This window comes from Aeromonas sp. AE23HZ002T15 (genome assembly GCF_054165525.2).
This window is the reverse complement of the sequence record NZ_CM201342.1, coordinates 1253563-1279363: the sequence shown is the minus strand read 5'-3', so window position 1 is coordinate 1279363 and position 25801 is coordinate 1253563. Positions and strand designations below refer to the sequence as shown.

20 protein-coding genes are annotated in these 25801 nt (G+C 62.1%); 8 read left to right on the top strand and 12 right to left on the bottom strand.

The annotated features are described in order from the left end of the window. Window positions 1-722 precede the first annotated feature (722 nt). Window positions 723-1988 (bottom strand): Rid family detoxifying hydrolase, encoded by a 1266-nt coding sequence (locus ACT5M9_RS05750; RefSeq protein WP_457981060.1) that lies wholly within the window; start codon window positions 1986-1988, stop codon window positions 723-725. Between the two features lie 819 nt (window positions 1989-2807). Between ACT5M9_RS05750 and ACT5M9_RS05745 the strand changes: the two genes are divergently transcribed. From ACT5M9_RS05745 to ACT5M9_RS05730, 4 genes are all read left to right on the top strand, one after another. Next, a complete protein-coding gene (locus ACT5M9_RS05745; protein WP_457981062.1) occupies window positions 2808-3266 on the top strand; it encodes a GNAT family N-acetyltransferase in 459 nt (152 codons plus the stop codon). 378 nt (window positions 3267-3644) lie between these two features. Then, window positions 3645-4517: a hypothetical protein gene (locus ACT5M9_RS05740; RefSeq protein ID WP_457981064.1), complete on the top strand. Its 873-nt coding sequence runs from the start codon at window positions 3645-3647 to the stop codon at window positions 4515-4517. 393 nt (window positions 4518-4910) lie between these two features. Beyond that, window positions 4911-5321 carry a hypothetical protein gene (locus ACT5M9_RS05735; RefSeq protein WP_457981066.1) on the top strand — a complete coding sequence of 137 codons (411 nt, stop codon included), beginning with the start codon at window positions 4911-4913 and terminating at the stop codon, window positions 5319-5321. Between the two features lie 391 nt (window positions 5322-5712). Then, entirely contained in the window at window positions 5713-6576 is an 864-nt protein-coding gene (locus ACT5M9_RS05730) for a patatin-like phospholipase family protein (RefSeq protein ID WP_457981067.1), read from the top strand. A 170-nt stretch (window positions 6577-6746) separates the two neighbouring features. Here the strand turns inward: ACT5M9_RS05730 and ACT5M9_RS05725 are convergent, their stop codons facing one another. Both ACT5M9_RS05725 and ACT5M9_RS05720 read right to left on the bottom strand, forming a co-directional pair. Next, window positions 6747-7856, bottom strand: coding sequence for an anhydro-N-acetylmuramic acid kinase (locus ACT5M9_RS05725; RefSeq protein ID WP_457981069.1), 1110 nt, complete (start codon window positions 7854-7856; stop codon window positions 6747-6749). 21 nt (window positions 7857-7877) lie between these two features. After that, a complete protein-coding gene (locus tag ACT5M9_RS05720; RefSeq protein WP_457981071.1) occupies window positions 7878-9185 on the bottom strand; it encodes a peptidoglycan DD-metalloendopeptidase family protein in 1308 nt (435 codons plus the stop codon). 113 nt (window positions 9186-9298) lie between these two features. On the opposite strand from ACT5M9_RS05720, the gene tyrS reads away from it, so the two are divergent. Further along, window positions 9299-10498 carry a tyrosine--tRNA ligase gene (tyrS, locus tag ACT5M9_RS05715; RefSeq protein ID WP_457981073.1) on the top strand — a complete coding sequence of 400 codons (1200 nt, stop codon included), beginning with the start codon at window positions 9299-9301 and terminating at the stop codon, window positions 10496-10498. A gap of 73 nt (window positions 10499-10571) precedes the next feature. Here the strand turns inward: tyrS and ygjK are convergent, their stop codons facing one another. The 4 genes from ygjK to ACT5M9_RS05695 all read right to left on the bottom strand — a co-directional run bounded on the left by ygjK (window position 10572) and on the right by ACT5M9_RS05695 (window position 16062). Then, window positions 10572-13049: an alpha-glucosidase gene (gene ygjK / locus ACT5M9_RS05710; RefSeq protein ID WP_457981075.1), complete on the bottom strand. Its 2478-nt coding sequence runs from the start codon at window positions 13047-13049 to the stop codon at window positions 10572-10574. A 183-nt stretch (window positions 13050-13232) separates the two neighbouring features. Next, on the bottom strand, window positions 13233-14039 hold the full coding sequence (locus ACT5M9_RS05705; protein WP_457981077.1) for a helix-turn-helix transcriptional regulator: 807 nt from the start codon (window positions 14037-14039) through the stop codon (window positions 13233-13235). 4 nt (window positions 14040-14043) lie between these two features. Further along, window positions 14044-14586 carry a YbhB/YbcL family Raf kinase inhibitor-like protein gene (locus ACT5M9_RS05700; RefSeq protein ID WP_457981078.1) on the bottom strand — a complete coding sequence of 181 codons (543 nt, stop codon included), beginning with the start codon at window positions 14584-14586 and terminating at the stop codon, window positions 14044-14046. A 219-nt stretch (window positions 14587-14805) separates the two neighbouring features. Beyond that, complete coding sequence (locus tag ACT5M9_RS05695) at window positions 14806-16062, bottom strand: adenylosuccinate synthetase (protein WP_349918911.1); 1257 nt, start codon at window positions 16060-16062, stop codon at window positions 14806-14808. 159 nt (window positions 16063-16221) lie between these two features. Between ACT5M9_RS05695 and ACT5M9_RS05690 the strand changes: the two genes are divergently transcribed. Then, window positions 16222-17130, top strand: coding sequence for a LysR family transcriptional regulator (locus ACT5M9_RS05690; protein ID WP_457981080.1), 909 nt, complete (start codon window positions 16222-16224; stop codon window positions 17128-17130). Between the two features lie 71 nt (window positions 17131-17201). Here the strand turns inward: ACT5M9_RS05690 and ACT5M9_RS05685 are convergent, their stop codons facing one another. Together ACT5M9_RS05685 and ACT5M9_RS05680 are read right to left on the bottom strand one after the other, a co-directional pair. Beyond that, complete coding sequence (locus ACT5M9_RS05685) at window positions 17202-18566, bottom strand: TAXI family TRAP transporter solute-binding subunit (RefSeq protein WP_457981082.1); 1365 nt, start codon at window positions 18564-18566, stop codon at window positions 17202-17204. Between the two features lie 136 nt (window positions 18567-18702). Beyond that, window positions 18703-19845 carry a MalY/PatB family protein gene (locus ACT5M9_RS05680; RefSeq protein ID WP_457981084.1) on the bottom strand — a complete coding sequence of 381 codons (1143 nt, stop codon included), beginning with the start codon at window positions 19843-19845 and terminating at the stop codon, window positions 18703-18705. Between the two features lie 161 nt (window positions 19846-20006). Here ACT5M9_RS05680 and ACT5M9_RS05675 point away from each other — a divergent pair, with 161 nt between their 5' ends. Continuing rightward, entirely contained in the window at window positions 20007-21179 is a 1173-nt protein-coding gene (locus ACT5M9_RS05675; protein ID WP_457981086.1) for an MFS transporter, read from the top strand. A gap of 3 nt (window positions 21180-21182) precedes the next feature. Here ACT5M9_RS05675 and ACT5M9_RS05670 read toward each other — a convergent pair whose 3' ends face one another. Together ACT5M9_RS05670 and ACT5M9_RS05665 are read right to left on the bottom strand one after the other, a co-directional pair. Next, complete coding sequence (locus tag ACT5M9_RS05670) at window positions 21183-22070, bottom strand: LysR family transcriptional regulator (RefSeq protein ID WP_457981088.1); 888 nt, start codon at window positions 22068-22070, stop codon at window positions 21183-21185. 89 nt (window positions 22071-22159) lie between these two features. Next, the gene (locus ACT5M9_RS05665) at window positions 22160-22915 is read right to left on the bottom strand and encodes a YciK family oxidoreductase (protein WP_457981090.1); all 756 of its coding nucleotides are present in this window, start codon (window positions 22913-22915) and stop codon (window positions 22160-22162) included. Window positions 22916-23135: 220 nt separating this feature from the next. Here ACT5M9_RS05665 and sohB point away from each other — a divergent pair, with 220 nt between their 5' ends. Beyond that, the gene (gene sohB, locus ACT5M9_RS05660) at window positions 23136-24143 is read left to right on the top strand and encodes a protease SohB (protein ID WP_457981092.1); all 1008 of its coding nucleotides are present in this window, start codon (window positions 23136-23138) and stop codon (window positions 24141-24143) included. A 63-nt stretch (window positions 24144-24206) separates the two neighbouring features. On the opposite strand, the gene astB is transcribed toward sohB, so the two are convergent. Continuing rightward, window positions 24207-25544 (bottom strand): N-succinylarginine dihydrolase, encoded by a 1338-nt coding sequence (astB, locus tag ACT5M9_RS05655; protein WP_457981093.1) that lies wholly within the window; start codon window positions 25542-25544, stop codon window positions 24207-24209. Window positions 25545-25801 lie beyond the last annotated feature (257 nt).

Here is a 25801-nt window from a genome sequence, read left to right as displayed (position 1 = left end):
AAGCGCCTCCCTCGGGAGGCGCTTTTTTATTTAGTCAGCCTGAGTTCTATTATCTGTACATACCAGCTATTCAGTGATTTGATCAGTTTTATCAATGTGAGGCTGAAAATGGTAAAGCATGATGAATAAATATAAACGCTTAGATATACCTAATATCGTAGTATTGGATGCGGCTGAACAGTTTTATCAAAGTGCAAAAATTATTAGATATATGCCACAGGCTCCGGAGTATTACTTCCAATGCTCACAAATGCAGCACTGGCAATGGAGCTATATATAAAGTCACTAAACACACTGTCAGTTATTGAAAGCTATGAAAAATATTCAGATGGTAGTGAAGGTGGTGTGGTTACGGAAAAAAAACAGAGACACGCGAACACGACTTAAGCATTATTTTGTCTAATGTCGATGATGCTATTAAAATCAACATTGGTGATTTGTTTAATAATGGAAGGATACAACATTCATTCGATGAATTAATCGAGTTAGTTAAGCATTACGATAAGCTTTTCGTGAGAAGCCGATATTCATATGAGAAGTTAGGGTTGCCGACCATTAGCATTGCTGAATTGTTATATTGTATTGAGTCCATTCGTGATTTAGTTGGTGAAATAAGTCAAAGTACTGACGAAAATAAAAAATGATATTGTCAGTTGCTATTGAATTTTTAAATAAAAAGACACCGGCTTAGGCCGGTGTCTTTTTATCGTTAAAGCAATGCCTTAAACCAAAGGCGGGGTGCTTTCCGCATTGGACATCACGGCATCCATCTGTACCAGGGCGCCGGCGGGCAGCTCGCTCACGCCGATCACGGTGCGGGCGGGGTGGTAGCTCGGGAAGTACTGGGTATAGATGGCGTTGACCGCCTCCAGATCCTCGATGTTCTTCACCTGGATATTGACCTTGACGATATCGTCCATCACATGGCCGATGCTCTCGACGATGGTCTTGATATGGCCGAGACACTGAGCGGTCTGCTCACGAACGCAGCCGGTCAGCACCTTGCCGGTGGCCATATCCAGCGGCAGCTGGCCCGCGATATGGTTGTAGTGGGAGAAGGCGACGGTCTGGGTGTGCATTGCGCTGCGCGGGGCCTTGTCGGTGTTGCGGGCGCGGATCACCAGGTTGTGTCTGTCTTCCACCAGTTGTGGCGGAGTGCCGTCACCGTGGGAGATGACCGCATCCATCTGCACCAGGGCGCCCATGGGCAGGGCGGAGGCGGCTATCACCGAGCGGGCCGGCAGGTAGGCGACGGCGCGTGCGATGGCGGAGTCCGGGAAGAAGGTACGGTAGACCTCGTCAACCACCTCGAGATCCGCAAGGCTCTGCAGATAGACGGTGACCTTGACGATGTCATCGAACGGCACATCGATGCCTTCAAGCACGGCCTTGATATGGGCCAGGCACTGGGCGGCCTGCGCCTTGATGCCATCCTCGACCAGCTTGCCCGATGCCATATCGATGGGCAACTGGGCACCGATATTGTTGTAGTGGGAGAAGGCGACGGTCTGGGTGGAGAGGGCGCTGCGCGGTGCCTTGTCGCTATTACGGGCGAGTTTGACCAAGGGGCAGGGATCTTGCGGGAAGGTGCCTTCCCCGTTGGAGATGATGGCGTCCATCTGCACCAGGGCGTGCATCGGCAGGGCGGCCACGGCGAGCACGGTGCGGGTCGGCACATAGCCTGGGAAGAATTCCGCATACACGGCATTGACCGCGTCCAGATCGGTGATCTCCTTGAGGAAGATGGTGACTTTCACCGTGTCGTCCATCACATGGCCGATGCTCTCGACGATGGCCTTGATATTGGTGAGGCACTGTCTGGCCTGATCCTTGATATCACCACCGATCAGCTTGCCGGTCTTGGGATCGACGGGCAGTTGAGCCGAAATATTGTTGTAGTGGGAGAAGGCCACGCTCTGGGTGTAGGGACCCAGCTGCTGGGGAGCGAGTTCGGTATTTCTTGCCGCCTTGATAATGGTGCCACTCATAGGATGTTCCTCTTCTAAATATTCATTATTGATATAGGTAGGGTCCTGACCAGGGGTTGTCGAATGGCTGCACCCAGGGTCGCCTGGCATATTGGCGAGCCCGTTTCGATGAACAACCATCAACGACAACCTCTCCTCGGTTATTGCGGCAATCCACCAGGCAGAGGGATTGGATAAGAGAGGGTTGGTTTGGATTATTTCAGTCGGGAGGATTCTAGGAGCGCCTTTGACCGCGATGCAAACCGGGATCTCATTTCTATGAGATGGCTCAATGCTCTGAAATATCGCCAAATTGCACTTAGATTCACGATAAAGGCAGGAAAAAGACGATTCAAACAGCACTTTTCTCGTGGCAAGGCCGCCGGGACAGGCCTTTCACCGAGGCTGGGGCAAGGCGGAGTGTGAATAAAGGGTTAACATTATGCGCCATCTTGCAGAAAATGGATTTTATTGTGAATGAATATGCAATCTTGGCTAAAAGGAGGGGCTATCTCGCCGGCTAAAAATATGCTAGCGGTTCTTGATTCCGCCTTTATCGATATATGCCCTGAAATATGATTCACCGCTTCTGAATGCTGGCTCTCTTCATATCCCGTCAGCCCTCGATATTCGTCGTCCCTTATGGCATATATTTTCCGGCCGGTTTGATATTGCCAGGGATAGGATCGGAATAGCTGTCCGGGCGAGTGCTCCCTTAGGAAGGGCTAACCGGGCTGACTGGATCTGGCGTGCTCGATGGCGTATCAATAAGGGCTGACTCCAGGGGGCCGACGCCGGCCACCGGAGCCCTTGCCACCCCTTTTCAAGGAGATCGCCCAAATGGAGATAGTCATCGACCGCCTCGACGGCCCCGAGATAGCCGCCTTCCTGCAGGCCCATCTGGATGACATGCGTGCCGTCTCGCCGCCGGAGAGCAAGCATGCGCTGGATCTCAAGGGGCTCAAGGCACCGGCCATCACCTTCTGGTCTGCCTACGACGATCAGACCCTGGTGGGTTGCGGCGCCATCAAGGAGCTGGCCCCCGATGGCGGGGAGATCAAATCCATGCGGGTGCACGGTGCCGCCAGGGGCAGGGGAGTTGGCTCGGCCATCTTGCAGCACCTCATCACCATAGCGCGGGGGCGGGGCTATCGCACCCTGAAGCTGGAGACGGGTGCCATGGCCTTCTTCACCCCGGCCCATGCCCTCTATCGCAAGCACGGCTTCGTGGATTGCGAGCCGTTTGGGGAGTACAAGCCCGACCCCAACAGCCTCTTTATGGAATTGACTATCGAGTGATTGAGGTTTTGCATCTCATATATTTCACCAGTTCCATTGCTGGCTGTGGGTATCTGTGGCTGATCCCGGGGCAGTGGCTAACCTTCAGTCTCTTGCTTGCGGCGGCCTATTTTCTAGCGCGCCTCCTGCGGCACTGATCCTCACGGGTCGTTCCGGGGATATGGATGCCGGAAGCGGACCAGGGGCCATCCAGCTCACAGTTTTTGATTAAAAAGTTAATAAGTGGCTCGAATGGGAGGGGAGTCGCTTTTTGAATCTGTTATTAATCATAAGATTAACTGTGCCGCTGGCACCCCGTCGGGGGCGACTGGACGCACAGGCAAGAGACTCTCCAGAGGCGGCGCCCGTGATCATCATGAGCTGACTGTTGGAGGATTTATGCTGGGCTATATATTGGGTGATATGTACTGTCGAACCTGTACCTTCAGGCCGCCCCCCCGTCTTGGCAAACACTTCCCCCTGGCGCCGGATTATCAGCTGCGTGGCCGCGCCGGCGCCGCCATCATGACCATAGAGACCCTGCTCGATACCCCCTATCCCCAGAAGAAGTTCAGGGATCTGGTCTATGGGGCCTTCATCGAACGTCAGCGCCGCCTGTTTGCGGAGCACGTGGTCATCGCCCAGATGGAGAGCAGCCAGGATCTGGAGGTGTCCGTCGATCTCTCCTTCATCAGCACGGCGGTGCCCATCGGCCTGCTCGCCATCTCGGAGGAGATAGCGCTGCTGACCACACCGCGTCCCACCAAGACCCATCCTCATCACGATGTGCTCTGCCAGGTGCTCGATTGCACCGCCATGCTGATGTTCTACGCCAAGGTCATTCGCCAGCGCAATGCGGTCCTGGAGAACATAGGCCATCAGTTCGGCTACAAACCCGAGCCCGAGCTGGTGGCCCGGGTCGGCGGCGGGGGAGAGGAGGACTACGTGGTCTTCATGGTCAACATCATGACCTGCATCGCCCATTCGGGGTCTCTCAGGGAGGCGCTGGAGAACGGCATCAGGATGGGGCTGCGCGAACCCGCCTTCTTCTGCATCGTCGGCGCCATCGCCAGCACCCTCTGGGGCGTGCCCAAACCCTGGGCCTATCAGGTCTCTCTGTTTATCCAGCGCCACCACCCCCATTACCTGCAGATCTTGCAGCGCTGTGAGGCCAGGGTCGGCCGCACCCAGATCAACCTGGTGCCCCCCAAGCCCCCCCTGTGTGCACCGGTCAAGCGGCAGGTGAGCCGCTTCCTGAGAGGGGCCTTCTAGGGATGCTGACTGTGTGAGGCGCTCTGTCCCAGGGCGCCTCTTGCCTGCCATCCGTGCCTCTCCTGTGCCGCTCGAAGCGCGTCTCCCGCGACTGAATGGAAGGCGTGTCTCTCTTTACCTCCATCGCAGCTGGGAAAGCTCCTGTACGGCGTGATGCTCCGCATATGGGTGGCGCAGGGCACTCGAATCGGATCCAGGTCGCTATTTCTCTTCAATTCCCTTGGTAATTTGGCGCCATTCGATACTATCCGTCGCGTGTGACTCGTATGGGCAATGACTGTTTGCTCAGTGCCGATGCGGCCACCCATTCCATCTTCATCAGCGCCGACGGAATGGGCATCGCAAGACAAGAGACATATTGACGTGTGCTTTTCGCATCCAGGGGTATATCGAATGGCGTGTGCTATTTCCATCCGGCAGCCGGATAACAGATTGCAGATAAACAACGACAGCTATGACCTGAATAAAATAAAGGGGGTCGAGGTGTGGGTGCTGAGCTGGAAAGATCATCTGCGCAAGATGGTCTTGCTGGGCCTGGTGACCTCCAGCGTGCTCTTCTATTTCATCCCCACTGAGGAGCAGGCAAAAAGTGCGCTTCTCGTGCTCTTTCTGCCCATGGCCGCTTTCTTGGCAGGGGCATTGATGGGGTTGCTGTCCTGCGCGAAATATGAGTTTCGCATCGAGTTTGCCCACGCGGATGAAACCGGCGTGCAGTGGATCACGGTGGCCAGGAGCCGCCATGCCGCCGACCATGAACTCTTTCAAGCGCAGGCGATGGAGCTCAAACGCCTCATCAACACATAAGTGGCAAGGCTTATCGGCGGCGATCGTCCAAGCCAGTGATCCATGCAGGGGGGCTGGCCGCTAGCCATGCTCGCTGTGCTCCCTCAATGACCTTCAGACCGGGCCTGAGCCTAGTGAGTTAGCGCAGATAGTGAGGCTCGTTAGCCAAGCGCCAGCCCCCTAAATCATTCCAAAATCGCATGTTTCCTATTATTTAAATTCATTTTTGGAAGGTTGTTGCGCTGCATATACTGTGACCTGCTTCACGTTCTCGGGTTGGCAGCGGCCTGGCCTCTCCTCGTCAACAGCCTGCCTGAGCCGCCCCGCTGCGGCGTCTTGGTGTTCTGCATGAAGGCGTCCATCACTGGGCAGGGCCAGTCCCTGCGCTCATTACCGCTGACGGAGCCTTGCCATGTTCAGTTCCCACTCTGCCGCCCTGATTGTCGAGGGCGGCGCGATGCGCGGCATCTTCGCCAGCGGCGTACTCGATGCTTTCGTCGAGAGCCGTTACTACCCCTTTGATCTGGTCATGGGGGTGTCGGCCGGTGCCACCAACCTGGTCTCCTATCTGAGCGAACAGCCGCGCCGCAACCACCACATCATCACAGAGCTGGCCTGCAGCAGCGACTTCCTCGATCCCCTGCGTTTCGTGAAAGGGGGGGATCTGGTGGACATCGGCTGGCTGTGGCACACCAGTTGTCATCGTTTCCCGCTGGATCTCGAGACCTTCTGCGCCCGCGATATCGCCTTCTATGCGGTCGCCACCGACGTGAGCACGGGGGCCGCCGCCTACCTGAGGGTGCGGCCCGATAACATGGACCAGGTGCTGACCGCCACTTGCGCGCTGCCTGTGGTGCAGCACGGCACCCCCTGCGTCGATGGCCGCCCCATGGCCGATGGGGGGCTCAGCGACTCCATCCCTGTGATAGAGGCCTATCGCCGCGGTGTGCGCCGGATGACGGTGGTGTTATCCGAGCCCTATGGCTATCGCAAGAAGCCCCCCAGATTCTGCTGGATGGTGAAGGCGCTGTTGAAAACCCAACCGGCGCTGGCGCAGGCCATGCTGGAGCGGGATCGCTCCTACAACCGTGCCCTCGACTTCATCGCCCATCCCCCCGCCGATTGCGAGATCGAGGTGATAGCGCCGCCGACGGATTTTCCGGTCTCCCGCTTTACCCAGGATCTCTCCAAGCTGGAATCCGGCTATCTGCAGGGCTATTGGTTCGGTCGTCAGAGCCTGCTGCGGGCGGGTGACAGGGAGAAGGTGGTGGCCTGAGCCAGATTGGCGAGCGGTGCGGCGAATTTGCTCAAACCGGGATCATCAGGTGATGCGGCTCGGAGAGGAGGCCGATCCACTTGCCGAGAAATCAATGGCTGGGACGCTGGCACTGGCGTTGAGAGGGTAGGGAGGGCTCTGTGCCCTCCCTGGATTGAGGCAGATATTGCTCAGGCGGGATAGAGGGCGCCCAATACCGCGGGGCGGCTGGCGCCGGTAACGGCGGGCAGGTTGCCCGGTTCGCGGTGAATGAAGCGCTGCGCCAGCCAGGCAAAGGCGGCCCCTTCCACCCAGTCGGGAGCGAGCCCGAGCTCTGCCGTGCTGGCAATACGCCACCGGGGCAGCAGGGCGGCGAGCTCTGCCAGCAGGGGGGCATTATGGGCGCCGCCACCGCAGACGAAGAGCTCGGCCTGACCATGGGCCTTGTCCAGCGCAGGCAACTGGCGAGCGATGCTGTGGCAGGTCAGCGCCTGCAGGGTGCGCTGCACATCCACGGGGGCATAGGAGTCGCCGGTCAGCTCGCCGTCCAGCCATTCCAGGGTAAACATCTCCCGCCCCGTGCTCTTGGGCCAGGGGGCGGCGAAGTAGGGATGAGCCAGCAGATTGGCAAGCAGCTCAGGAAGGAGGGTACCGCTGGCCGCCCAAAGGCCGCCCGCATCGTAGTCGCCACCCTGGGGGTGATGGCGGCGATACCAGCCATCGAGCAGGGTGTTGGCGGGGCCGGTGTCGAAACCATAAACCCCGTCGGGCGTGCCCGGCAGCACGGAAATATTGGCGATGCCGCCGAGGTTCAGCACCACCCGCAGAGCGTCCGGTTTGGCGAACAGGGCCTGATGGAAGGCGGGCACCAGGGGCGCCCCCTGGCCGCCGAGGGCCATGTCCATGGTGCGAAAGTCGCTGATCACGTCGATGCCGGTCAGGGCCGCCAGCAGGGCTGCGTTGCCTATCTGCAGGGTGAAACCCAGGTGGGGGCGATGGCGGATGGTCTGGCCGTGGGAGCCGATGGCGCGCATGTCGGAAGGGCAGAGCCCTGCTTTGGCGAGCAACGCCTGGGTGGCGGCGGCAAACTCCCGCGCCACCAGGTTGTCCGCCACCCCCATGCGGTCGATCTCGTTCTCACCCGGGGTGCAGAGGGCGTGCAGCTCGCGGGCGGTATCGCTCGGCCAGGGGTGGCAGAGGGCCGCCTCGACCCGCAGTGCATCCCCGTCCGTTTCGATCAGCACGGCGTCTATGCCATCCAGGCTGGTCCCCGACATCAATCCGATATAGCGCTCTTTCATCCCACACTCCCTGGCGGCGGGTTAGATGCCGCCACTGTCCTGTTTATGCTGCGCCAGCTGCAGCTCGTTGCTGCCGAGCTTGGCGAGCTGGGGCATGGCCTGAGCCCTGAAGTTCGCCAGCTCTCGTCCACTCAGGGTTTCAGCTTGGGGCAGATTCAGGGTGCGCGGGTTCTTGTGCACGCCGCCCACCACAAATTCATAGTGCAGATGCGGCCCGGTGACCCGGCCGGTGCCGCCCAGGAGACCTATGGTCTGCCCCTGCTTGACCCGCTGGCCCTTGTTGACCGTGCGCTTGGAGAGGTGCAGGTACTTGGTCACAAAGTTGCCGGCGTGCTTGATAAAGACATAGTTGCCGTTGAACTGGTTGTAACCCGCCGCCACCACGCTGCCGCCACCCGCCGCCATGATGGGAGTGCCCACCGGCGCCACGTAGTCGATGCCGTTGTGGGGGCGTACCTTGCCGGTGACCGGGTGCAGGCGGCGCGGATTGAAGTTGGAGCTGATGTATTTGAAGTTGACCGGCGCGCGCAGGAAGCTCTTGCGCATCGCCTTGCCCTCCGGCGTGTAGTAGTTGCCATCCTCGTTCAGCACGGCGCGATAGATGGCGCCCTGGTTGATGAACTCGGCGGCCAGGATGTCGCCGGAGGCGACCCGTTCGTCATCCTGGTATTTGTCCTCATAGACCACCCGGAAGCTGTCTCCCGGCTGCAGATCCTGGGCAAAGTCGATGTCCCAGCCGAAGATGGCGGCGAGGTCCATGATCTGATCCTCGGTCATGCCCGCTTCGGCGGCGGCGCCCCAGAAGCTGGAGCGGATCTCGCCCTTGGCCACCTGCTCGCGGGTGTCGAGCTCGAGCTTGACCGGTTTGGCGACGAAGCCCTCGGACTTACGGCTGACTTTCAGGGCCTGCTCCAGGCTGTGGGGGTAATAGAGGCTCTGCAGATCGCCGCTTTTGGTGAGTTTGAAGGTGAGCTCCTGACCCGGCTGCAGGGTGCGCAGCGGGTTGGTCTCTTCCAACTGGGCGATGAGGTAGAGATCGCTGGCACTGAGGCCGAGGCGCTGGAAGATGACCTGCATGTTGTCACCCCGGCGCACTTTTACCTGCTTGGTGACATAGCTCGGCTTGGCGGACTTCTGTGCCAGGGCCTGGGGCTGGGCCTCACCGTCATCGAGGGGGGAGGCATCGGCGAGGGGCTGGTCATCGTTGACCCGGGTAGCGACGGCCTGCTCGCTCGGCCAGGCCGCCAGCATCATCACCATGATGCTCAGGATCAGCACCATTTTACGGTGCCAGGTAGGAAGAGAGTTGAAGGCGTTCCAAATAATCATCGAGGCAGACGGGTCGAGAAGAGAAAGAACGTCGGATTTTACAGCCTTTCCAATTGGCCCGCCATTCCAGTAATATGTTTGGCCCTGTGGAATCGTGATTGGAGAGTCAAAAAATGTCCCAGCTCGAGGTGGCGCTAGCCGAGATCAAGCGCGGAGCGGAAGAAATTCTGGTGGAAGAAGAACTTGTCGCCAAGTTGAAGGAAGGGCGCCCGCTGCGCATCAAGCTGGGGATGGACCCGACGGCTCCCGACATTCACCTCGGCCACACAGTGATCCTCAACAAGCTGAAGACCTTCCAGGATCTGGGGCACGAGATCATCCTGCTGATCGGCGACTTCACCGCCATGGTGGGGGATCCCTCCGGCAAGAACGCCACCCGTCCGCCGCTCTCCGAAGAGGCCATCAAGCACAACGCCCTCACCTATGCGGAGCAGGCGTTCAAGATTTTGGATCCCAAGAAGACCCGCATCGAGTACAACTCCACCTGGCTGAGCGAGCTCGGGGCGACCGGCATGATCAAGCTGGCGGCCAAGCAGACAGTGGCCCGCATGATGGAGCGCGACGACTTCAAGAAGCGCTATTCCGGCGGCCAGTCCATCGCCATTCACGAATTCCTCTACCCGCTGCTACAAGGCTATGACTCGGTCGCGCTGAAGGCGGACGTGGAGCTCGGCGGTACCGATCAGAAGTTCAACCTGCTGATGGGCCGCGAGCTGCAAAAAGACGCCGGCATGGCCACCCAGTGTGTGCTGATGATGCCGCTGCTGGTGGGTCTGGATGGCGTCAAGAAGATGTCCAAGTCCGCCGCCAACTACATAGGCGTGCACGATGCCCCGGGTGAGATGTTCGGCAAGATCATGTCCATCACAGACGATCTGATGTGGAACTACTACGAGCTGCTCTCCTTCCGCCCCCTCACCGAGATCGAGGGTTTCAAGGCCGGCATCGCCGCCGGGACCCTGAACCCGCGTGACGTGAAGATCTGGCTGGCGAAAGAGATCATCACCCGCTACCACGACGAAGCGGCGGCCGAAGCGGCCCACGAAGACTTCACCCAGCGCTTCTCCAAGAACGCCATCCCGGACGAGATGCCGGAGGTCGAGCTGGCCCTGGAAGGGGAAGGCCTGCCCATCGCCAACCTGCTCAAGGACGCCGGTCTGGTGGAGACCACCTCGGAGGCGCTGCGCATGATCAAGCAGGGCGCGGTCAAGCGTGACGGCGACAAGCTGGACGATGGCAAGGCGCTTATCGGTGCCGGTACCGCCGTCTATCAGGTCGGCAAGCGCAAGTTTGCCCGGGTCACCGTCAAGTAAGCCAAACTCTCCTGATAAAAAAGGCCTCCATCTGGAGGCCTTTTTGTTGGCTCATTACCGCAGGAAGAAGGGATTAGCCCTCTTTCTTCAGGAAGTTGCGATAGAGCATATAGAGGTGGGCCGAGCTCCAGCTGAAGTTGCTGGCCCCCTGCATGGCGCCTGTCTCCGGGTTGTAGTTCTCGCGAATGGGGCCACTGCCCGCCAGCCCCTCGGCATTGGCAAACAGCTTGTTGACCAGCATCTGGGCATCGCTGCGATAACCGTAGTTCTCCAGCCCCTTCACCCCGAAGTAGAACTGATCCAGCCAGACCCGGCCGCGCCAGTAGATGTTGGGGTCATAGGCCGGGTTGGTCAGGGCCGCCGTGCCGAGCGGCACCTTGGTGTTGAACTCCTGGCTGCTCAGCATCACCTCGCGCACCCGCGCCGCCTTCTCTTTATCCGCCACCTCGGCCCAGAGCGGGCTCCAGCCTTCCGGGCCACGGCCACGGGCGGTCAGCAGCTTGCCGACGCAGCCGTTGGCGTCTGCCACGTCCCCTTGATGGATCTGGCGATCGTAATAGAAGCCGGAGGTCTCATCGAACAGGCAGGTATTGATGTAACCGGCGAGCTGGGTGGCGCCTTCGCGATAGCGGTTAGCGTCATCGGGCTTGCCGAGCAGATCTGCCATGTCCGCCAGGATGCGCTTCTCCTTGGCGAGGAAGGCGTTGAGCTCCACCGACTCCTGATCGATGGAGAAGCCGATGAGGCTGCCGTCGTCCTCGTGGTTCTCGAAGAAGGCGACGTTCCAGTCCTGGCGCGCACGGGCCAGATCCCCGCCATAGGTCTTGTCGGCGTAGCGCTTGAGCTGATCCTGCTCGATAAAGCCGAAGCGGGCGGCGTTGTCCATGCCGGACTCCCAGCCGGCGCCGTGCTGGGCACCTATATCCATGTCGCTGTAACCACCGACGGCGAGTACCTTCTGGTAGAGCGGCATGCCGGCGCAGGCGTACCAGCCATCTCCCTCGACGGTACAGCTGGAGAGATCGATTCCGGCCGGCACGCTGGCGTACTGCACCTTGAAGGTGATATTGCCGAACTCGTCGTTGTGCTCGACGTGGCGGGTGGCGCCGTACTCTATGATGCCATTGCGGTTGTTGTCCCGCGCCCTGTACCACCAGTCGTGGTAGGCCTGGAGCTTGGGATACATCTCGGCGATGAAGGCCTTGTCCTTGGTCGCGCTGTAGATCTCCCAGATGGCCCAGGCGGAGAGGGGCGGCTTGGTGTCGCGCTCGTTCCAGTTGCCGCCGTCGCCGCCCCGATCGGAGAGCTTGTTGTAGAAGACGGCGTCGATGACCATGCCTGCGTCCTGGGGACGCACCGGATCGTCTGGCTGAATTTGGTAGTCATACATGGCGCGCACGTTGTTCTTGGCCACCTCCGGGTTGAAGTGGGCCATGGCGTAGGCGTGCTTCCAGCTGTCCCAGGCCCAGACGCCGTCGAACCAGCGGGCCGTGTTGGAGGGGGTCACCCCGTCGTGGAGGATGGCGCCGGCCGGGGAGCGCCAGTTACCGTTGAGGGTCTCCATCGCCTTGACCGCGATGCGCCGCTCGGATTCGCTGATCCCCTGATTGGAGAGGCCGCGCTCCAGATACCCTTCCCAGCGGCGAATGGAGTCATCGAAATAGTTGGCGGGATTGGCCAGCAGGGCCTGGCGGCTCTGCTCGAAGCGGCTCGCCTCGTCACTTGAGTGCACATAACTCTGCAGGGTGTACACATCCTGCTGGCCCTTGGCCGCCAGAGTGAGGCTGGCCTCGCTCACATAGCCGAGTTCCTTCTCATCCAGCGTGGTGCGGGTCGGCAGGGTGCGATCGATGCGATAACGGGCGCTGCCGCTTTGCATCATGTTCCAGGTGCTGCGCAGCTCGCCGAACTGGAACTCGATGCCCTGTTCGTTCTGGCTGACGGTGCGAGTCCAGTCCGGGTACTGCTCGGCCACCGTCTTCTTGGCATCCCACTGCTTGAGCAGCTCACCCTGCCAGCTGAGATTCAAGGTGAGCGGCGCGTCCTGGTTGTTGATGAGGCGGGTACGCACCAGCGCCGTGCGGGCATCGCCGTAGCGCAGCTCCAGCTCCAGGGTGAAGGGCTCGAACTCGAAGCGCTGGATGAGTGCCCCCGGGATGGCGTGGATGTCGTGCTTGCTGGCGGCGGTGAGCGGATATTGGCGACCGCGCTCATCGCTCAGGGTCAGCTTGTCCAATTCGCTTGCGAAGAACAGGCTGTACTCCTCGGCGATCACCATGGGGCCGGTGAAGCCGCCCCATTCGTTCTCGCCGGCGGGCAGCAGGAAGCCGTGCCAGGCCCCCAGATCCAGCAGCGGGTTGTACTTGAGGTTGGAGTAGCTGTCAAAGTCGCGGAACTGGAGCGGGGTGCCGCTGCGGTCGATCACGTCCTGATACTGGCTCGCCAGGGTCGGGGTGGCCGTGGTCGGGGCGCTGGAATCGTTGCCGTTGCAGGCGGTCAGGCCAAACAGGGCGACGCCGAGGGCGATGGAGAGTAAATTTTTACGAAACATATCTCGCTCCAATTGCGATCTTGTAGGTTAAGGAAGGTGTTTTTTATCTTGTTTTTAGTGAAAGCGCTTGCGAATGCCATTGTATGGCAAGAAGACGGGAAAGATTGGAGCTGTGTCACACAATGGTGGCGGGGATATGTGAGGTGCGTCACCCGGTTACACGGGGTTACATCCAAGTTATTTTTAGTAACTATTTACCTTTTGTGGCGACTCGGGCCTGGGGCAGGTGCGCAGATACTGATGGGGCGTCATTCCGAACTCCTGCTTGAAGCGGGCGGAGAAGCGGCTGGGAGCATCGTAGCCGCAGGCGAGGGCGGCCTCCAGCGGGCTCAGTCCCCGCTGCAGCAGGGTGAGGGCATGGCTCATGCGTACTTGGGTCAGCAGCTGCCGGAAGCTACGCCCCTCGGCGGCCAGCTTGCGCACCAGGGAGGCGCGGCTCATGGAGAAATGGGGGGCCAGCCCCTCCAGGCTGTGATCGGCGCCGGGCTCCACGCTGAGAAAACGGGCCAGCCGCTCCCCGAGCGTCATGGTGCCGGCGGGAAACAGCAGGCCAAGGGCCCCTTCGGCCTGAAGCTCGGCGTAGAAGCCGTGTAGCAGCTGAGCCTGGGTGGCGCGACTGAGGCGGCGCTCCTCCATGGCGCAGATGAGCTCGTGGCAGTAGGCGAGCCCGGGGGTGACCCGCTGCCTGGGATCCTGGAGGCGCAAGGGGCTGGCTTCGGCTTCCAACCACTCGGCCGGTGGCGGGGCCAGCAGGGTCAGGGCGTGAGAGCTGAACCTGCCCTGCTCCGGCTGGTTGACGAAGGTGAGCTGGTGGCCGGCGGGGATCAGCAGCCAGCTCTCCTTGTTAAAGGAGAGGCGCCGATCCTGCCACCACAGCTGCTTGTGCCCCTGCTGCACCCAGATGACGGTCGGTGCATAGATGAGCACCCGATGCAGGGGCTGCTGGCGGATCCCGCGATAACGGCTCTGCTGCAACAAGGGGGTGCTCATCAGCTTACTCCTTGGGGGTGAAGAAGGTGGCGGTCAGGGTCGCCTTGCCGAGCGCCATGGCGTTGAGCATGTAGCCTACCATGGCGGGCGGGGTGTCCGCCTTGACATCCAGGGCCTGGGGCAGGGCCCAGACGGTAAACTGGTAGCGGTGCATGCCGTGACCGGCGGGGGGACAGGGGCCGCCATAGCCCTGGCTGCCGAAGTCGGTGCCAAGCTCCAGCCCCTGCTTGAGCGAGCCGGAGGCGTTGCTGGCTAGGGAGCTCTGGCTGGCGGGCAGGTTGACCACCAGCCAGTGCCACCAGCCGCTGCCGGTGGGGGCATCGGGATCATAGGCGGTGACGGCCAGGCTCTGGGTGCCCGCCGGCAGATCCCGCCAGCTCAGCTGGGGTGAGCGGTTCTCCCCCTTGCAGCCGAAGCCGTTGAAGCTGAAGGATTTGTCCATCAACTGGCCTTCGTGGATGTCGGTGCTGCTCAGGGTCATGGCGCCCGCGGGCAGGGCGGCGGCGCACAGCAGGGCTGCCAGGGTGGATCGGGTGGCAATCTTCATGGTGGTGCTCCTCGATGGATGAGGGACCAGTGTAGCGAGGGGGGCTGAGCAGGCATTCACAGAAAGGCTCAACCTTGTGCCATAAGAGGACAATACTGAGCCGATCTGTATATTGGCGGGATGAGGGGAAAGAGAGTCGATGAGCGGGCCGAATGCCCATAAAAAAACCGGCCTCGAGGAGGCCGGTTCTGACACCTTGCTGCGAGCAGATCCTGTTGCTTAGCGCAGGATCATCTGATCGCGACCCGGGCCGACGGAGACCATGGGCACAGGCACACCCAGCAGGGCTTCGATACGCAGCACATAGTGCTGGGCAGCCTTGGGCAGGTCTTCGAACTTGCGGATGTGGGAGATGTCTTCGCTCCAGGCTTCCATGGACTCGTACACCGGCTTGAGACCGGCGGTCTGCGGCCAGATCGGGTTCTCGGTGTGAGCCCCTTCGTAGGCCACGCAGATCTTCAGATCCGGCATGCCGGAGAGGCAGTCCAGCTTGGTCAGGGCGATCTCGTTGGCGGCCTGGATCTCCAGACCCTGCTTGGTGGCGACCGCATCGAAGTAGCCGATGTCACGGGGACGGCCTGTGGTGGCGCCGAACTCGTTGGCAAACTTGCGGAACTCTTCCTGATTCTCCATGGCGGTGATCAGGGTGCCGGTACCGACAGAGGTGCTGAACGCCTTGGCCACGGCGATGACGCGCTCTGGGCGCAGGGCCGGCAGGCCGCCACCGATGCCGGCGTAGGCGCCGGAGACGTGGGAGGAGGTCACCCAGGGGTACTCGCCGTAGATGAGGTCACGGCCGGCGCCCAGCTGGGCTTCGAACAGCAGGGTGCCGTTTTGGGCCTGGATCGCCTTGAGGGGTTCGCTGACGTTGCAGATGGCATCGCGCCAGGAGGCAGACACTTCCAGCAGCCAGTCGGCCATCTCCTGGGCGGTCTGCTTGAACTCGAAGCTCGGGTAGAGGGCTTTCAGCTGCGGCAGTTTCCAGTCGAGGAAGAATTGGATGCGCTCGACCAGCACGTCCGGCTGTTTCAGCCAGCCAACCAGGATCGCCTTTTTCATGACCCGATCACCGTAAGCGGGGGCAATGCCCTGACGGGTGGAGCCGTAGGCGCCGTCGCCCAGACGCACTTCTTCCAGAGTATCTTCCAGCGCGTGGATCGGCAGGCAGAAGGTGGCGCGATCGGAGATGGCGAGCTTGGGAGTCACGCCGGCGGCCTTCACTTCGGCCAGCTCCTTGGTGAGCGGCTCCGGGCTGATGACCATGCCAGGGCCGAGTACAACCAGGCAATCCGGGTTGAAGACGCCGCTCGGCAGCTGGTGCAGCTTGAAGGTGCCGAGATCGTTGACCACGGTGTGGCCGGCGTTGTTGCCGCCCTGGAAGCGGATGCTGGCGGCGGACTCACCTGCCAGATAATCGACGATGCGGCCCTTGCCTTCATCACCCCAGTTAGCACCTACGACTACGATAGACGACATGACTCATTCTCCTAAGACGTTAGGCGTTCATCCTAGGAGCCTGGGGTGGATTAGAAAAATTAATTATCTTTATAGTTCCGATAAGGAAGGCATATAATTGCGGCCACTTTATCGACAAAGCCCCGCCATGTCGCGCCAGCCGCGGGGGAGAGCTACCTCATGCTGGATATTCACTGGTTAAACACCTTCGTCACCCTGGCCCGCCTGCAGCACTTCGGCCAGACAGCTACCGAGTTGCACATGACCCAGCCCAATGTCAGCCTGCACCTCAAGAACCTGGAGCAGGCGACCCGGGTCAAGCTCATCGAGCGCAGCCCCTTTCGCCTCACCCAGGCGGGGGAGCGGTTGCTGCAAAGCGCCGAGCGCGCCATCAACGAGCTGCAGTTGTGCCAGTCCGACCTCAACGCCCTCAATCAGCACAGTCAGGGGACGCTCGCCATCGCCGCCAGCGACATCCTCTCGCGGCTCCTGCTGATCCAGCCGTTCCAGCGCTTCAAGCAGACCTTCCCCGGCATCGACCTCACCCTGTTCAACACCACCTCGGATCAGGCCGCCGAGCTGGTCAAGACGGGGCGGGCGGATCTCGGCTTCGTGATGGCACAAAAGCGCAGCGAGCCGCTCTCCTATACCGAGCTGCAGCAGGTGACCTGGTGCGCCCTTGGGCATGGGCTCGCGCGTTGGCAGGCCCGCAGCCAGGCCGGTGAGAGCGACCCTCAGGACGAGCCCACCCTCATCCTGCTGGGCCACGACACCCGTACCCGGGCGCTGATCGACCCCTCACTGCCCCTGCTGGGGCTACCGAGTTGCCGCATCATGGAGGTGGGCAGCGTGGACGCCCAGCTGGACTGGGCGGAGGCGGGATTCGGTGTGGCCATAGTGCCGGACTTCTCCCTCCACCCCCGCCTCAAGCTGAGTGCCCCGGTCACCCGGCTGACCGACTTTCCCGGCACCAGCCTGGGGTATGTGGTACGCCAGAATCAGGTGCTCTCCCGGGCCATCAAGCAACTGCTGCACTGGGTGGAGGAGGCGATACAGGGGCCTGAGCTGGCGCCGGAACCTAGGGAGTGAGTCCTGCGAGGGCTTGAGCCCGTCATGAAAAAGGCCACCCGAGGGTGGCCTTTTTGCGTTATGGGTCTGGATCATTGGGCGGGTGCGCCGTGCTCCGGGCTGATGGCGGCGCCACTGGCGGGGGAGGAAAGTGCTGGCGTTGCGGGGGCCGCCTCTGCAGATGAAGGGGCAGCAGGCAGTGCCGGTGGCGCCTCTTGCCCTGTCCCTTGGGCCGCGGAGGGGGAGGCCAGGTTCCCATCGCTCAGCGGTGCCTGACCCACGGCGGCCCCTTCCAGCACCTTGGCCGCGTCGGGGTCCGTGCCTGTCGCCCCCGATGCCGTGGGCAGGGTGGCTCCGGCTGCCTGCTCATGGGCGGTGGCGGGAGAGCCTTCCGGTGAGGGGGCCTGGGGCTCGCCCGTCGAGACGGCCGCGGACGCAGCCGTGGTCGCTTCGCCTGATGGGGTCAGGGACTCCGGGGCCAGGGTCGGGGTCGGCGGGGCATCCTGCATGCCCGGGTGGAGCGGGATCATGGCCCCCGCCTGCATGGACTCCGGGGTGAGCGTGGTCAGGGCCGGGTGCAAGCGGGTGAACTGCTTGAGGTTGCTGGTGAGCACGTCGCGCACCGTGCGCACCGTCTCCTCGGGCAGGCTGGCTTCGGCCACGAGTTCTGCGGTCACGGCGAAGGTGTTGACCCCGCCGGTCTGGCCGGGATAGAGGTTGGCGCCGATGCGGCTGCGCTGGTAATAGGGATACTGCTTGAGCAGCCTGTCTATCTGCTCCCCTTCGATGGGAATGAGGCGCGCCTTGCAGCGCCCGGTCAGATCCCCTATCCCCTGATTGGGGTGGCCGGCGACCAGCAGGGCGGCATCCAGGGTACCGTTGCACAGCCCCTCCAATCGGTTGCCCGGGGCGGCCACAGGGGGCGGTGCGAAGCTGCTCTCCTGCCAGCCCATGGCCTCCAGCAGCGCCCGGCTGGTGACCCTGTCCCCGGAGTCGGGGGCCCCGAGATCCACCCGCTTGCCCTCGATGTCGGCCAGGGTGTTGATGTTGCTGGTGGCGCTGGCTAGCAGGGTCAGGGACTCCTGATGGAGCCGGAACAGGCTGCGCAGCGTCTCGTCGGGTGCCTGCCCCGCGAAGGGGCCAGTGCCGTGGACGGCGTGATAGAGCACATCCGACTGGACCAGGGCCAACTGGACCTCACCCTTGGCGAGATCCGCCAGGTTGGCGAGGGAGCCCGAGGTGCTCTGCACCGTGCAGTGCACCCCGTGTTGCCCGCTGTTCTCGTTGAGCAGCCGGCAGATGGCTCCCCCGGTGGGATAGTAGACGCCATTGAGGGCCCCCGTGCCTATGGTGACATAGGCGGGAGCGGCAGAGAGCGGCAATGCCAATATGGCCGCCAGCCAGGGCAGGGCGAGGCGGGACAGTGTCAGTAGGCGGCGCGGGGGTCGTGGGTGCATAGGAAACCGGGTCAATGGCGGATAAAAAAGGATGAGCCCGGCTCATCCCGTCATGAGTCACATCTTATCTATACCAGATGTGGGTCAAAATGGCTTTCGCCATGAATGCCGGGCGCCAGCGCTGGCGCCTCGCCCGTCAGCGACCGCGCTGGAGTATGGCCTTCTCCATGCGGGCCAGCGCCTCGACGAGGGTCGCCCGGGTGCAGCCGAAGTTGAGGCGCACGAACTGGCCGTCCCCAAACTGGGCACCCGGTGAGAGACCGACACCGGCCTGCTCGAAGAAGGCGATGGGGTCATCGAGCCCAAGCCCGCTCACGTCGATCCAGGCGAGGTAGGTCGCCTGATGGCGGGCCAGTGTGACGCCGGGCCAGCGGGCCACCGCCTGCTCTATCAACGCCAGATTGGCTCTCAGGTAGTCGAGTTGCTCGACGAGCCACTGTTCGCCCCCCTCGTAGGCCGCCTCCGCGGCGACGAAGCCCAGCAGGTTGACGTCTGCGCTGATGCCGCGCATGGCCTGTTGCAGCTTGAGGCGCAGCCTGGCGTTCGGGATCACCGCGAAGGAGCAGCAGAGGCCTGCGATGTTGAAGGTCTTGCTCGGCGCCATCATGACGGCACTGCGCTCGGCCGCCGCCGGGCTGAGGGCGCCGTAGGGGATGTGGCGGGCATCCTTGTCCAGCAGCAGATCGCAGTGGATCTCGTCGGAGCAGATCACCAGGTTGTGGCGCTCTGCGATGGCGTCGATGGCCAGGAGCTCCTCGCGGGTGAAGACGGTGCCTCCCGGGTTGTGGGGGTTGCACAGCAGCAGCAGATCCGCGCTCGGGGCCTGGCGCTCCAGCTCCTCCAGATCCAGCACCCAGCGACCCGCCTCCTCCACCATGGGGACATTGAGCAGGGGCCGATCGTTGAAGCCCGGGGCCTGCAGGAAGGGGTAATAGACCGGCTTGGGGGTGATGATGCCACGGCCATGCTGGCTCCAGGCCTTGCAGGCGAGGTTCAGACCCGGCACCACCCCCGGCAGGAAGACGATCCACTCGGGCTTGACGTCCCAGCCATGGCGCTGCTGCAGCCGGGTCTGGATGAGTTCGATCAACCGGGGAGAGGGGCGGGAGTAGCCGAAGATGCCGTGGGCCACCCGCTGGGTGAGCGCCTCGATGACGGCGGGGGGAGAGGCGAAGTCGGTATCGGCCACCCACATGGGCAGCACGTCCTGTCCCTTGTATTTGTCCCATTTCAGGCTCATGGTGCCGCTGCGATCTATCTCCCGGTCAAAATCAAACATGTGAAATCCTTGTGCTGGCCAATGGGCTTTCAATGTACGGGCTCGGGCGCGGCCTCGCAAGCCTTGAGGTAGTTGTTGATAATGACATAAGATAGCTGCCGTCATTTTATGCTCCCGCCGCTCTCTGGCGCCTTTTTCTCTTCCATATCAATGGTATCTCTATGCGTTTGCTGACAGCTGTCCGCCAGAGGCCGGATCCCGTCTCCCTCTCGTTCCTGGCGGTGACCTTCATGACCGGGGTGGCAGTGGCACTGCAGGTGCCGACCCTGAGTCTGTTTCTCGCCGAAGAGGTGCAGGTGCGCCCCTTCCTGGTGGGGCTCTTCTATACGATCAACGCCGTCATCGGCATCCTCATCAGCCAGTGGCTCGGCCACCGTTCCGACAGCAAGGGGGATCGCAAGCAGCTGATCCTGCGCTGCTGCTTCGCCGGCATAGTGCTCTCCCTGCTGTTCGCCTGGAATCGGCAGTATTGGCTGCTGGTGAGCCTGGGGGTGGTGCTGGCGAGTCTCACCGCCACCGCCAGCCCCCAGCTGTTCGCCCTGGCGCGGGAGTATGCCGACAGCCGCAACAAGCGGGCCGACATGTTCAGCTCAGTGCTGCGGGCCCAGTTCTCCCTCGCCTGGGTCATCGGGCCGCCGGCGGCCTTCGCGCTGGCCATCGGCTATGGCTTCGAGGTGATGTATCTGGCCTCCGCCTTCGCCTACCTGGTCTGTGCCTTCGTGGTCTGGCGCTGGCTGCCCTCCCTGCCGCTGCCCAAGTCGGGGGGAGAGCAGGAGCGGATCAGCAGTTGGCGAATGCCCTCGGTGCGGGCGCTCTTCATCGCCTCCACCCTGATGTGGACCTGCAACAGCATGTATCTCATCAACATGCCGCTCTATATCACCCGCGAGCTGGGGCTGGAGGAGAAGCTGGCGGGCATCCTGATGGGCACGGCGGCGGCCCTCGAGATCCCCTTCATGCTGCTGGCGGGCTACTACACCCGGCGCTTCGGCAAGCGGCCCATGATGCTGCTGGCGGTGCTGGCCGGGGTGGGTTTCTACGTGGGGCTGGTGACACTGTCGAGCCAGACGGCGCTGATCGCGCTGCAACTGCTCAACGCCATCTTCATCGGCATCGTCGCCGGTATCGGCATGTCCTATTTCCAGGATCTGATGCCGGGTCGGGCCGGGGTGGCGACCACGCTGTTTGCCAACAGCATACGCACCGGTTCCATCATGGCGGGGGCCATCGCCGGGACTGTGGCGGAGATCTGGAGCTTCCACGGGGTCTTTATGGTGGCGATGGCGCTGGCGCTGGCGGCGCTGGCGGCCTGCTGGCGGGTGCCGAACGTATAAGGCTTACTTGCCGCGCTCGCCCTGCTGGTATTCGTTGCGCAGGCAGCGCAGCAGCAGCTCGGCCGCCGGCCCCAGGGCGTCCGCCGAGGGGGTGAGCAGGTAGGTGTAGAGGTAGCGCTCGCTGCCCCCTTCCAGATTGAGCTGCCTGAGGCTGCCGTCGGCGAGCTCCCTGCGCACCAGGTGGCGCGGCACCCAGGCGTAGCCGAGACCCAGATTCAGCATGGCGAGCACCTCGTGATAGTGGGTCGCCTTCCAGCCGGTGTCATCCGCATCGTTCCAGTCCACCGAGCGGTGGATGGGGGGATGCAGGCTGATCTGGTTGTGGTTGCCGAGCTGCTCGGCTGTGATGGGATCCTCATGGCTGGCGAGGGGATGTGTGGCCGCGCACAGGGGCAGCAGGCAGACCTCGTCCAGGGGCAGGCCGGTGCGATCCTGGGGCAGGTGCTCGGAGAGCATCAGATCCCCCACCTGCAGCGCGTTGAAGTGGCAGTGGATCCGTTCGTGCAGATTGATGCGGCAACCCCGGCTGCGGGGATAGAAGTTGGCCAGGGCCCGGTAGAGGCGCTCCCGCGGCTGCAGCACCGAGACATAGAGGTTGATCTGCGGCTCCCACTGCCGCTCTAGGTTGTTGGCCAGATTCTCCAGCTCTTCCACCTGCTGGCTGAGCTGGCGGGCCCGCTTGAGGAAGATCTCCCCGGACGGCGTCAGCACGGCCTTGCGCCCCCGCACCTCCAGCAGGGCCACCCCCAGACTCTGCTGCAGCTTGGCCACCGCATGATTGAGGGAGGATTGGCTCTTGTTCAGCGCCTCGGCGGCCTGGGCATAACCACCACAGTCCACCACGGCCTGAAAGATCCGCCATTGCTCAAAGGTGCTCTTGGGACGAAACATAGTTCAACCTGTCAGGGTGCCGATGGGATTCAACAGGGCGCTGCTGGCACCCCTATTCAATTTAACCCTATCTGGTTAGTTTGTTGATTTTATTTAGGTTGAGCAACAAAGGTTCGACCGGTCTGCCCCTGGCTGTCGCTCCCCATCAGATAGAGATAGAGCGGCATCAGGTCGGCGGGGGTCTTCAGGGTCTGGGGATCCTCCGCCGGGAAGGCGCTGGCCCGCATCCTGGTACGGGTGCCGCCCGGGTTCAGGGTGTTGACCCGCACATTGGTGTTCTCCAGCTCGTCCGCCAGCACTTCCATCATCCCCTCGATGGCAAACTTGGAGATGGCGTAGGTGCCCCAGTAGGCGCGCCCCTTGCGACCCACGCTGGACGAGGTGTAGACGATGGAGGCATCGCCGTGCGCCTTGGCGGTCTGGCGCAGCAGGGGCAACAGCGCCTGGGTCAGCAGGAACTCGGACTTGACGTTGACCTGCATCACTTCGTCCCACTCCTGCTCCTGGATGTGCTCGAACGGCGACAGGGTGCCGAGCAGGCCGGCGTTGAACAGCACGCCGTCGAGGCGGCCGAACTGCTGGGCGAAGGTCTCGGCCATGCCGAGGTAGTGACTCCTGGTCGCCCCTTTCAGATCCACCGGCACTATGGCGGGTAGGGGATGTCCGGCCGCTTCGATCTGGTCGTACACGGCCTCGAGCTTGGTGCTGGTGCGCCCGAGCAGGATCACGGTGGCGCCGTGGGCCGCATAGGTGAGGGCCGCTTCCCGGCCGATGCCGTCACCGGCGCCGGTCACCAGAATGACCTTGTCCTTGAGCAGTGCCTTGGGGGCCTGATAGTCGAGCATGTGGACTCCTGTTAACAATGTGATCGGCCCGGGGGCAGCAATGGAGGGGAGTGTACTGAGGCGGCCCCGCGTTTGGCCAGTATGAGAGGCTAAAAATGTGAATAAAACAGCGGGGTTGTGGCAATTTATCGGCAAATGGGAGCCCGCATGGCAGAGTTTTTGCACCCCGTAGCCAAACTCCTTACTATGTGAAAAAACCGAACATCGAGCGGAGTACCAAGTGGCATTTTTGACCGAATATGGCCTGTTTCTGGCCAAGACTCTCACCTTACTGCTGGCCATCGCCGCCGTCATCATGATGGTGGTGAGCAGCCGCCAGCCCAAGGCGCGCAAGGGGGAGCTGGTGGTGACCGACCTCTCCAGCGAGCTGGAGCAGGGGCGTCACCAGTTGCAAGCGGCCCTGGCGGACAAGGGGCAGCGCAAGCAGCTCGAGAAGGCGCGCAAGGCCGAGCAGAAGGCCCGTGCCAAGGCCGATGATGAGCGTAGCCGGCTGTTCGTCATCGACTTCCACGGCAGCATGGATGCCAAGGAAGTGGCCTCCCTGCGGGAAGAGGTGAGCGCCGTGATAGGCGTCGCCCAGCCCGGTGACGAGGTGCTGCTGCGCCTCGAGTCCGGCGGCGGCGTGGTGCACGGCTATGGCCTCGCGGCTTCCCAGCTGCAGCGCCTGCGGGATCGGGACATCAAGCTGACCGTGGCCATCGACAAGGTGGCGGCGAGCGGAGGCTACATGATGGCCTGCGTGGCGGATCAGATCCTGGCGGCCCCGTTTGCCATCGTCGGCTCCATCGGGGTGATTGCCCAGATGCCGAACTTCAACAAGCTGCTCAAGAAACACGACATCGAGTTCGAGATGCACACCGCGGGGCAGTACAAGCGCACCATCACCATGTTCGGCGAGAACGACGATCTGGGCCGGGAGAAGTTTCGCGAGGAGCTCGGCGCCATCCACGAGCGTTTCAAGACGTTCGTGGCCGAGCACAGACCGGCCCTCGACATCGACAAGGTGACGACCGGTGAGCACTGGCTGGCGAGCGAGGCCCGGCAGCTCGGACTGGTGGATACCCTCTGTACCAGCGACGACTACCTGCTGGCCCAGGCCAGTCATCACAAGGTGATCGGCATCAGCTATCGAAGACCAAGGAGCCTGACCCAGAAGCTGGGCCAGCAGGGGGCCCAGGCGCTGGAGGCGGGGCTGGGGCGGCTGTGGCAGCAGAGCCCCTGGCGCTGAGTCGCGACAACAAAAACCAAATGAAAAAGCCGGGCATTTGCCCGGCTTTTTGTTGCCTGCGCCTCAGCGCTGGAAGGGGTAGACGGAGCCGAGTTTCAGGATCTGGGTCAGCTCGTCCAGGGCGGTGCGGCTCTCCAGCACCAGGGCCGGATCCCGCAAGTCGTCAAGGGCCAGGCTGTCGCGGTAGTGGCGATCGACCCAGTTGTCGAGGCGGGCAAACTGCGCGTCGTTGATAAGACAGGCCGGGTTGACCGCCGCGAGCTCGGTATCGTTAATGGCGACTCGTAGCCGCAGGCAGGCGGGGCCCCCGCCGTTGCGCATGCTCTGCTTCACATCCATGAAATGCACCCCCTTGATCGGGGTGCCAAGCGTCACCAGCTTGGCCAGGTAGGTGGAGACGGCCGGATTGTCGCGACACTCGGTGGGGGCGATGATCGCCATCTCGCCGGACGGCAGGGTCAGGATCTGGGTGTTGAACAGGTAGGACTTCACCGCATCCTGCACCGACACCTCGGCGGTCGGCACCTCGATGAAGTGCAGATCCCCTTCACCGAACTTGGCGCGCACCTCGGCCAGGGCCGAGGCGGTGTTGAGGAAGGCCTGCTGGTGGAAGAAGAGCACGTTCTGGTTGCCCACGGCGATCACGTCGTTGTGGAACACCCCCTGATCGATCACGTCCGGGTTCTGCTGGATAAAGACGGCGCTCTCGTCGCCGAGCCCGTGCAGACGGGCGATGGCCTGGCTCGCCTCCAGAGTCTGGCGGGCCGGGTAGCGTTTGGGGGCGGGCTGGGAGGCGTCGAAGGCGCTGCGGCCATAGACGAACAGCTCGACCCCGGCCTCGCCATAGGCGCGGCACAGCCGGGTGTGGTTCGCGGCCCCCTCGTCACCGAAGTGATCGTTCTCCGGCAGATGGGGGTGGTGATAGAAGTGGCGATCGTTGTTGAACACGGCGCGCAGAATGCGGCCCGTTACCTCGGGCTCGAGGGAGCGGTGGAACTTGTTGGTCAGGTTGGCGGGGGTGAAGTGAATGCGGCCATCCTGGGTGTCGGCACTCGGCGAGACGGTGGCGGCGTTGGCGGTCCACATGCTGGAGGCGGAGTAACAGGCGGCCAGTACGGCGGGGGCCTGTTTCGCCGCCTGGGCCAGCACGCTGGCATCTGATCCGCTAAAGCCCAGACGGCGCAGGGTGGCGAGATCGGGTCGCTCCTGAGGCGCCAGTATCCCTTGCACCATGCCGAGTTCGGTCAGCGCCTTCATCTTGCGCAGCCCCTGCTTGGCCGCCTCCTTCGGATTGGATGCCGCCGATGCGTTGCTCTGGGAAGCCACGTTGCCGTAAGAGAGGCCGGCATAGTTGTGGGTGGGGCCGACCAGGCCGTCGAAGTTGACCTCGAAGTGCTTCATGATGACATCCTTTCGATTTTTATATGGGTTGCGAGTCCTTCCGCGCACAAAGCTGCGGCGAGTGGCCATTATAAAGAGATTTCATCCTTTGTAACAAGCTGATAACTCTGCTGGTTTTTTATGTAACAAGGGTGGCTGGATATGTCATTTCCAATCTAAAAAAGGGGGGTATATGGCATAAAAACAAAAAAGCGGTTGCTTCCCTCGCGTCGGCTTCGCATTAATAAATAAAGAGTCGGTAGGGGGCGTATGGGTCA

Coding starts and splice junctions, on each gene's coding strand:
- ACT5M9_RS05665 (WP_457981090.1), bottom strand. CDS start 22,915: ATGCTCGACTATCAGGCCCCCAAGGCACTGCTCAAGGACAAGGTCATT.
- ACT5M9_RS05735 (WP_457981066.1), top strand. CDS start 4,911: ATGGCGTGTGCTATTTCCATCCGGCAGCCGGATAACAGATTGCAGATA.
- ACT5M9_RS05690 (WP_457981080.1), top strand. CDS start 16,222: ATGCTGGATATTCACTGGTTAAACACCTTCGTCACCCTGGCCCGCCTG.
- ACT5M9_RS05695 (WP_349918911.1), bottom strand. CDS start 16,062: ATGTCGTCTATCGTAGTCGTAGGTGCTAACTGGGGTGATGAAGGCAAG.
- ACT5M9_RS05740 (WP_457981064.1), top strand. CDS start 3,645: ATGCTGGGCTATATATTGGGTGATATGTACTGTCGAACCTGTACCTTC.
- ACT5M9_RS05675 (WP_457981086.1), top strand. CDS start 20,007: ATGCGTTTGCTGACAGCTGTCCGCCAGAGGCCGGATCCCGTCTCCCTC.
- ACT5M9_RS05725 (WP_457981069.1), bottom strand. CDS start 7,856: ATGAAAGAGCGCTATATCGGATTGATGTCGGGGACCAGCCTGGATGGC.
- ACT5M9_RS05750 (WP_457981060.1), bottom strand. CDS start 1,988: ATGAGTGGCACCATTATCAAGGCGGCAAGAAATACCGAACTCGCTCCC.
- ACT5M9_RS05685 (WP_457981082.1), bottom strand. CDS start 18,566: ATGCACCCACGACCCCCGCGCCGCCTACTGACACTGTCCCGCCTCGCC.
- ACT5M9_RS05745 (WP_457981062.1), top strand. CDS start 2,808: ATGGAGATAGTCATCGACCGCCTCGACGGCCCCGAGATAGCCGCCTTC.
- ygjK (WP_457981075.1), bottom strand. CDS start 13,049: ATGTTTCGTAAAAATTTACTCTCCATCGCCCTCGGCGTCGCCCTGTTT.
- tyrS (WP_457981073.1), top strand. CDS start 9,299: ATGTCCCAGCTCGAGGTGGCGCTAGCCGAGATCAAGCGCGGAGCGGAA.
- ACT5M9_RS05680 (WP_457981084.1), bottom strand. CDS start 19,845: ATGTTTGATTTTGACCGGGAGATAGATCGCAGCGGCACCATGAGCCTG.
- ACT5M9_RS05730 (WP_457981067.1), top strand. CDS start 5,713: ATGTTCAGTTCCCACTCTGCCGCCCTGATTGTCGAGGGCGGCGCGATG.
- ACT5M9_RS05720 (WP_457981071.1), bottom strand. CDS start 9,185: ATGATTATTTGGAACGCCTTCAACTCTCTTCCTACCTGGCACCGTAAA.
- astB (WP_457981093.1), bottom strand. CDS start 25,544: ATGAAGCACTTCGAGGTCAACTTCGACGGCCTGGTCGGCCCCACCCAC.
- ACT5M9_RS05670 (WP_457981088.1), bottom strand. CDS start 22,070: ATGTTTCGTCCCAAGAGCACCTTTGAGCAATGGCGGATCTTTCAGGCC.
- ACT5M9_RS05705 (WP_457981077.1), bottom strand. CDS start 14,039: ATGAGCACCCCCTTGTTGCAGCAGAGCCGTTATCGCGGGATCCGCCAG.
- ACT5M9_RS05700 (WP_457981078.1), bottom strand. CDS start 14,586: ATGAAGATTGCCACCCGATCCACCCTGGCAGCCCTGCTGTGCGCCGCC.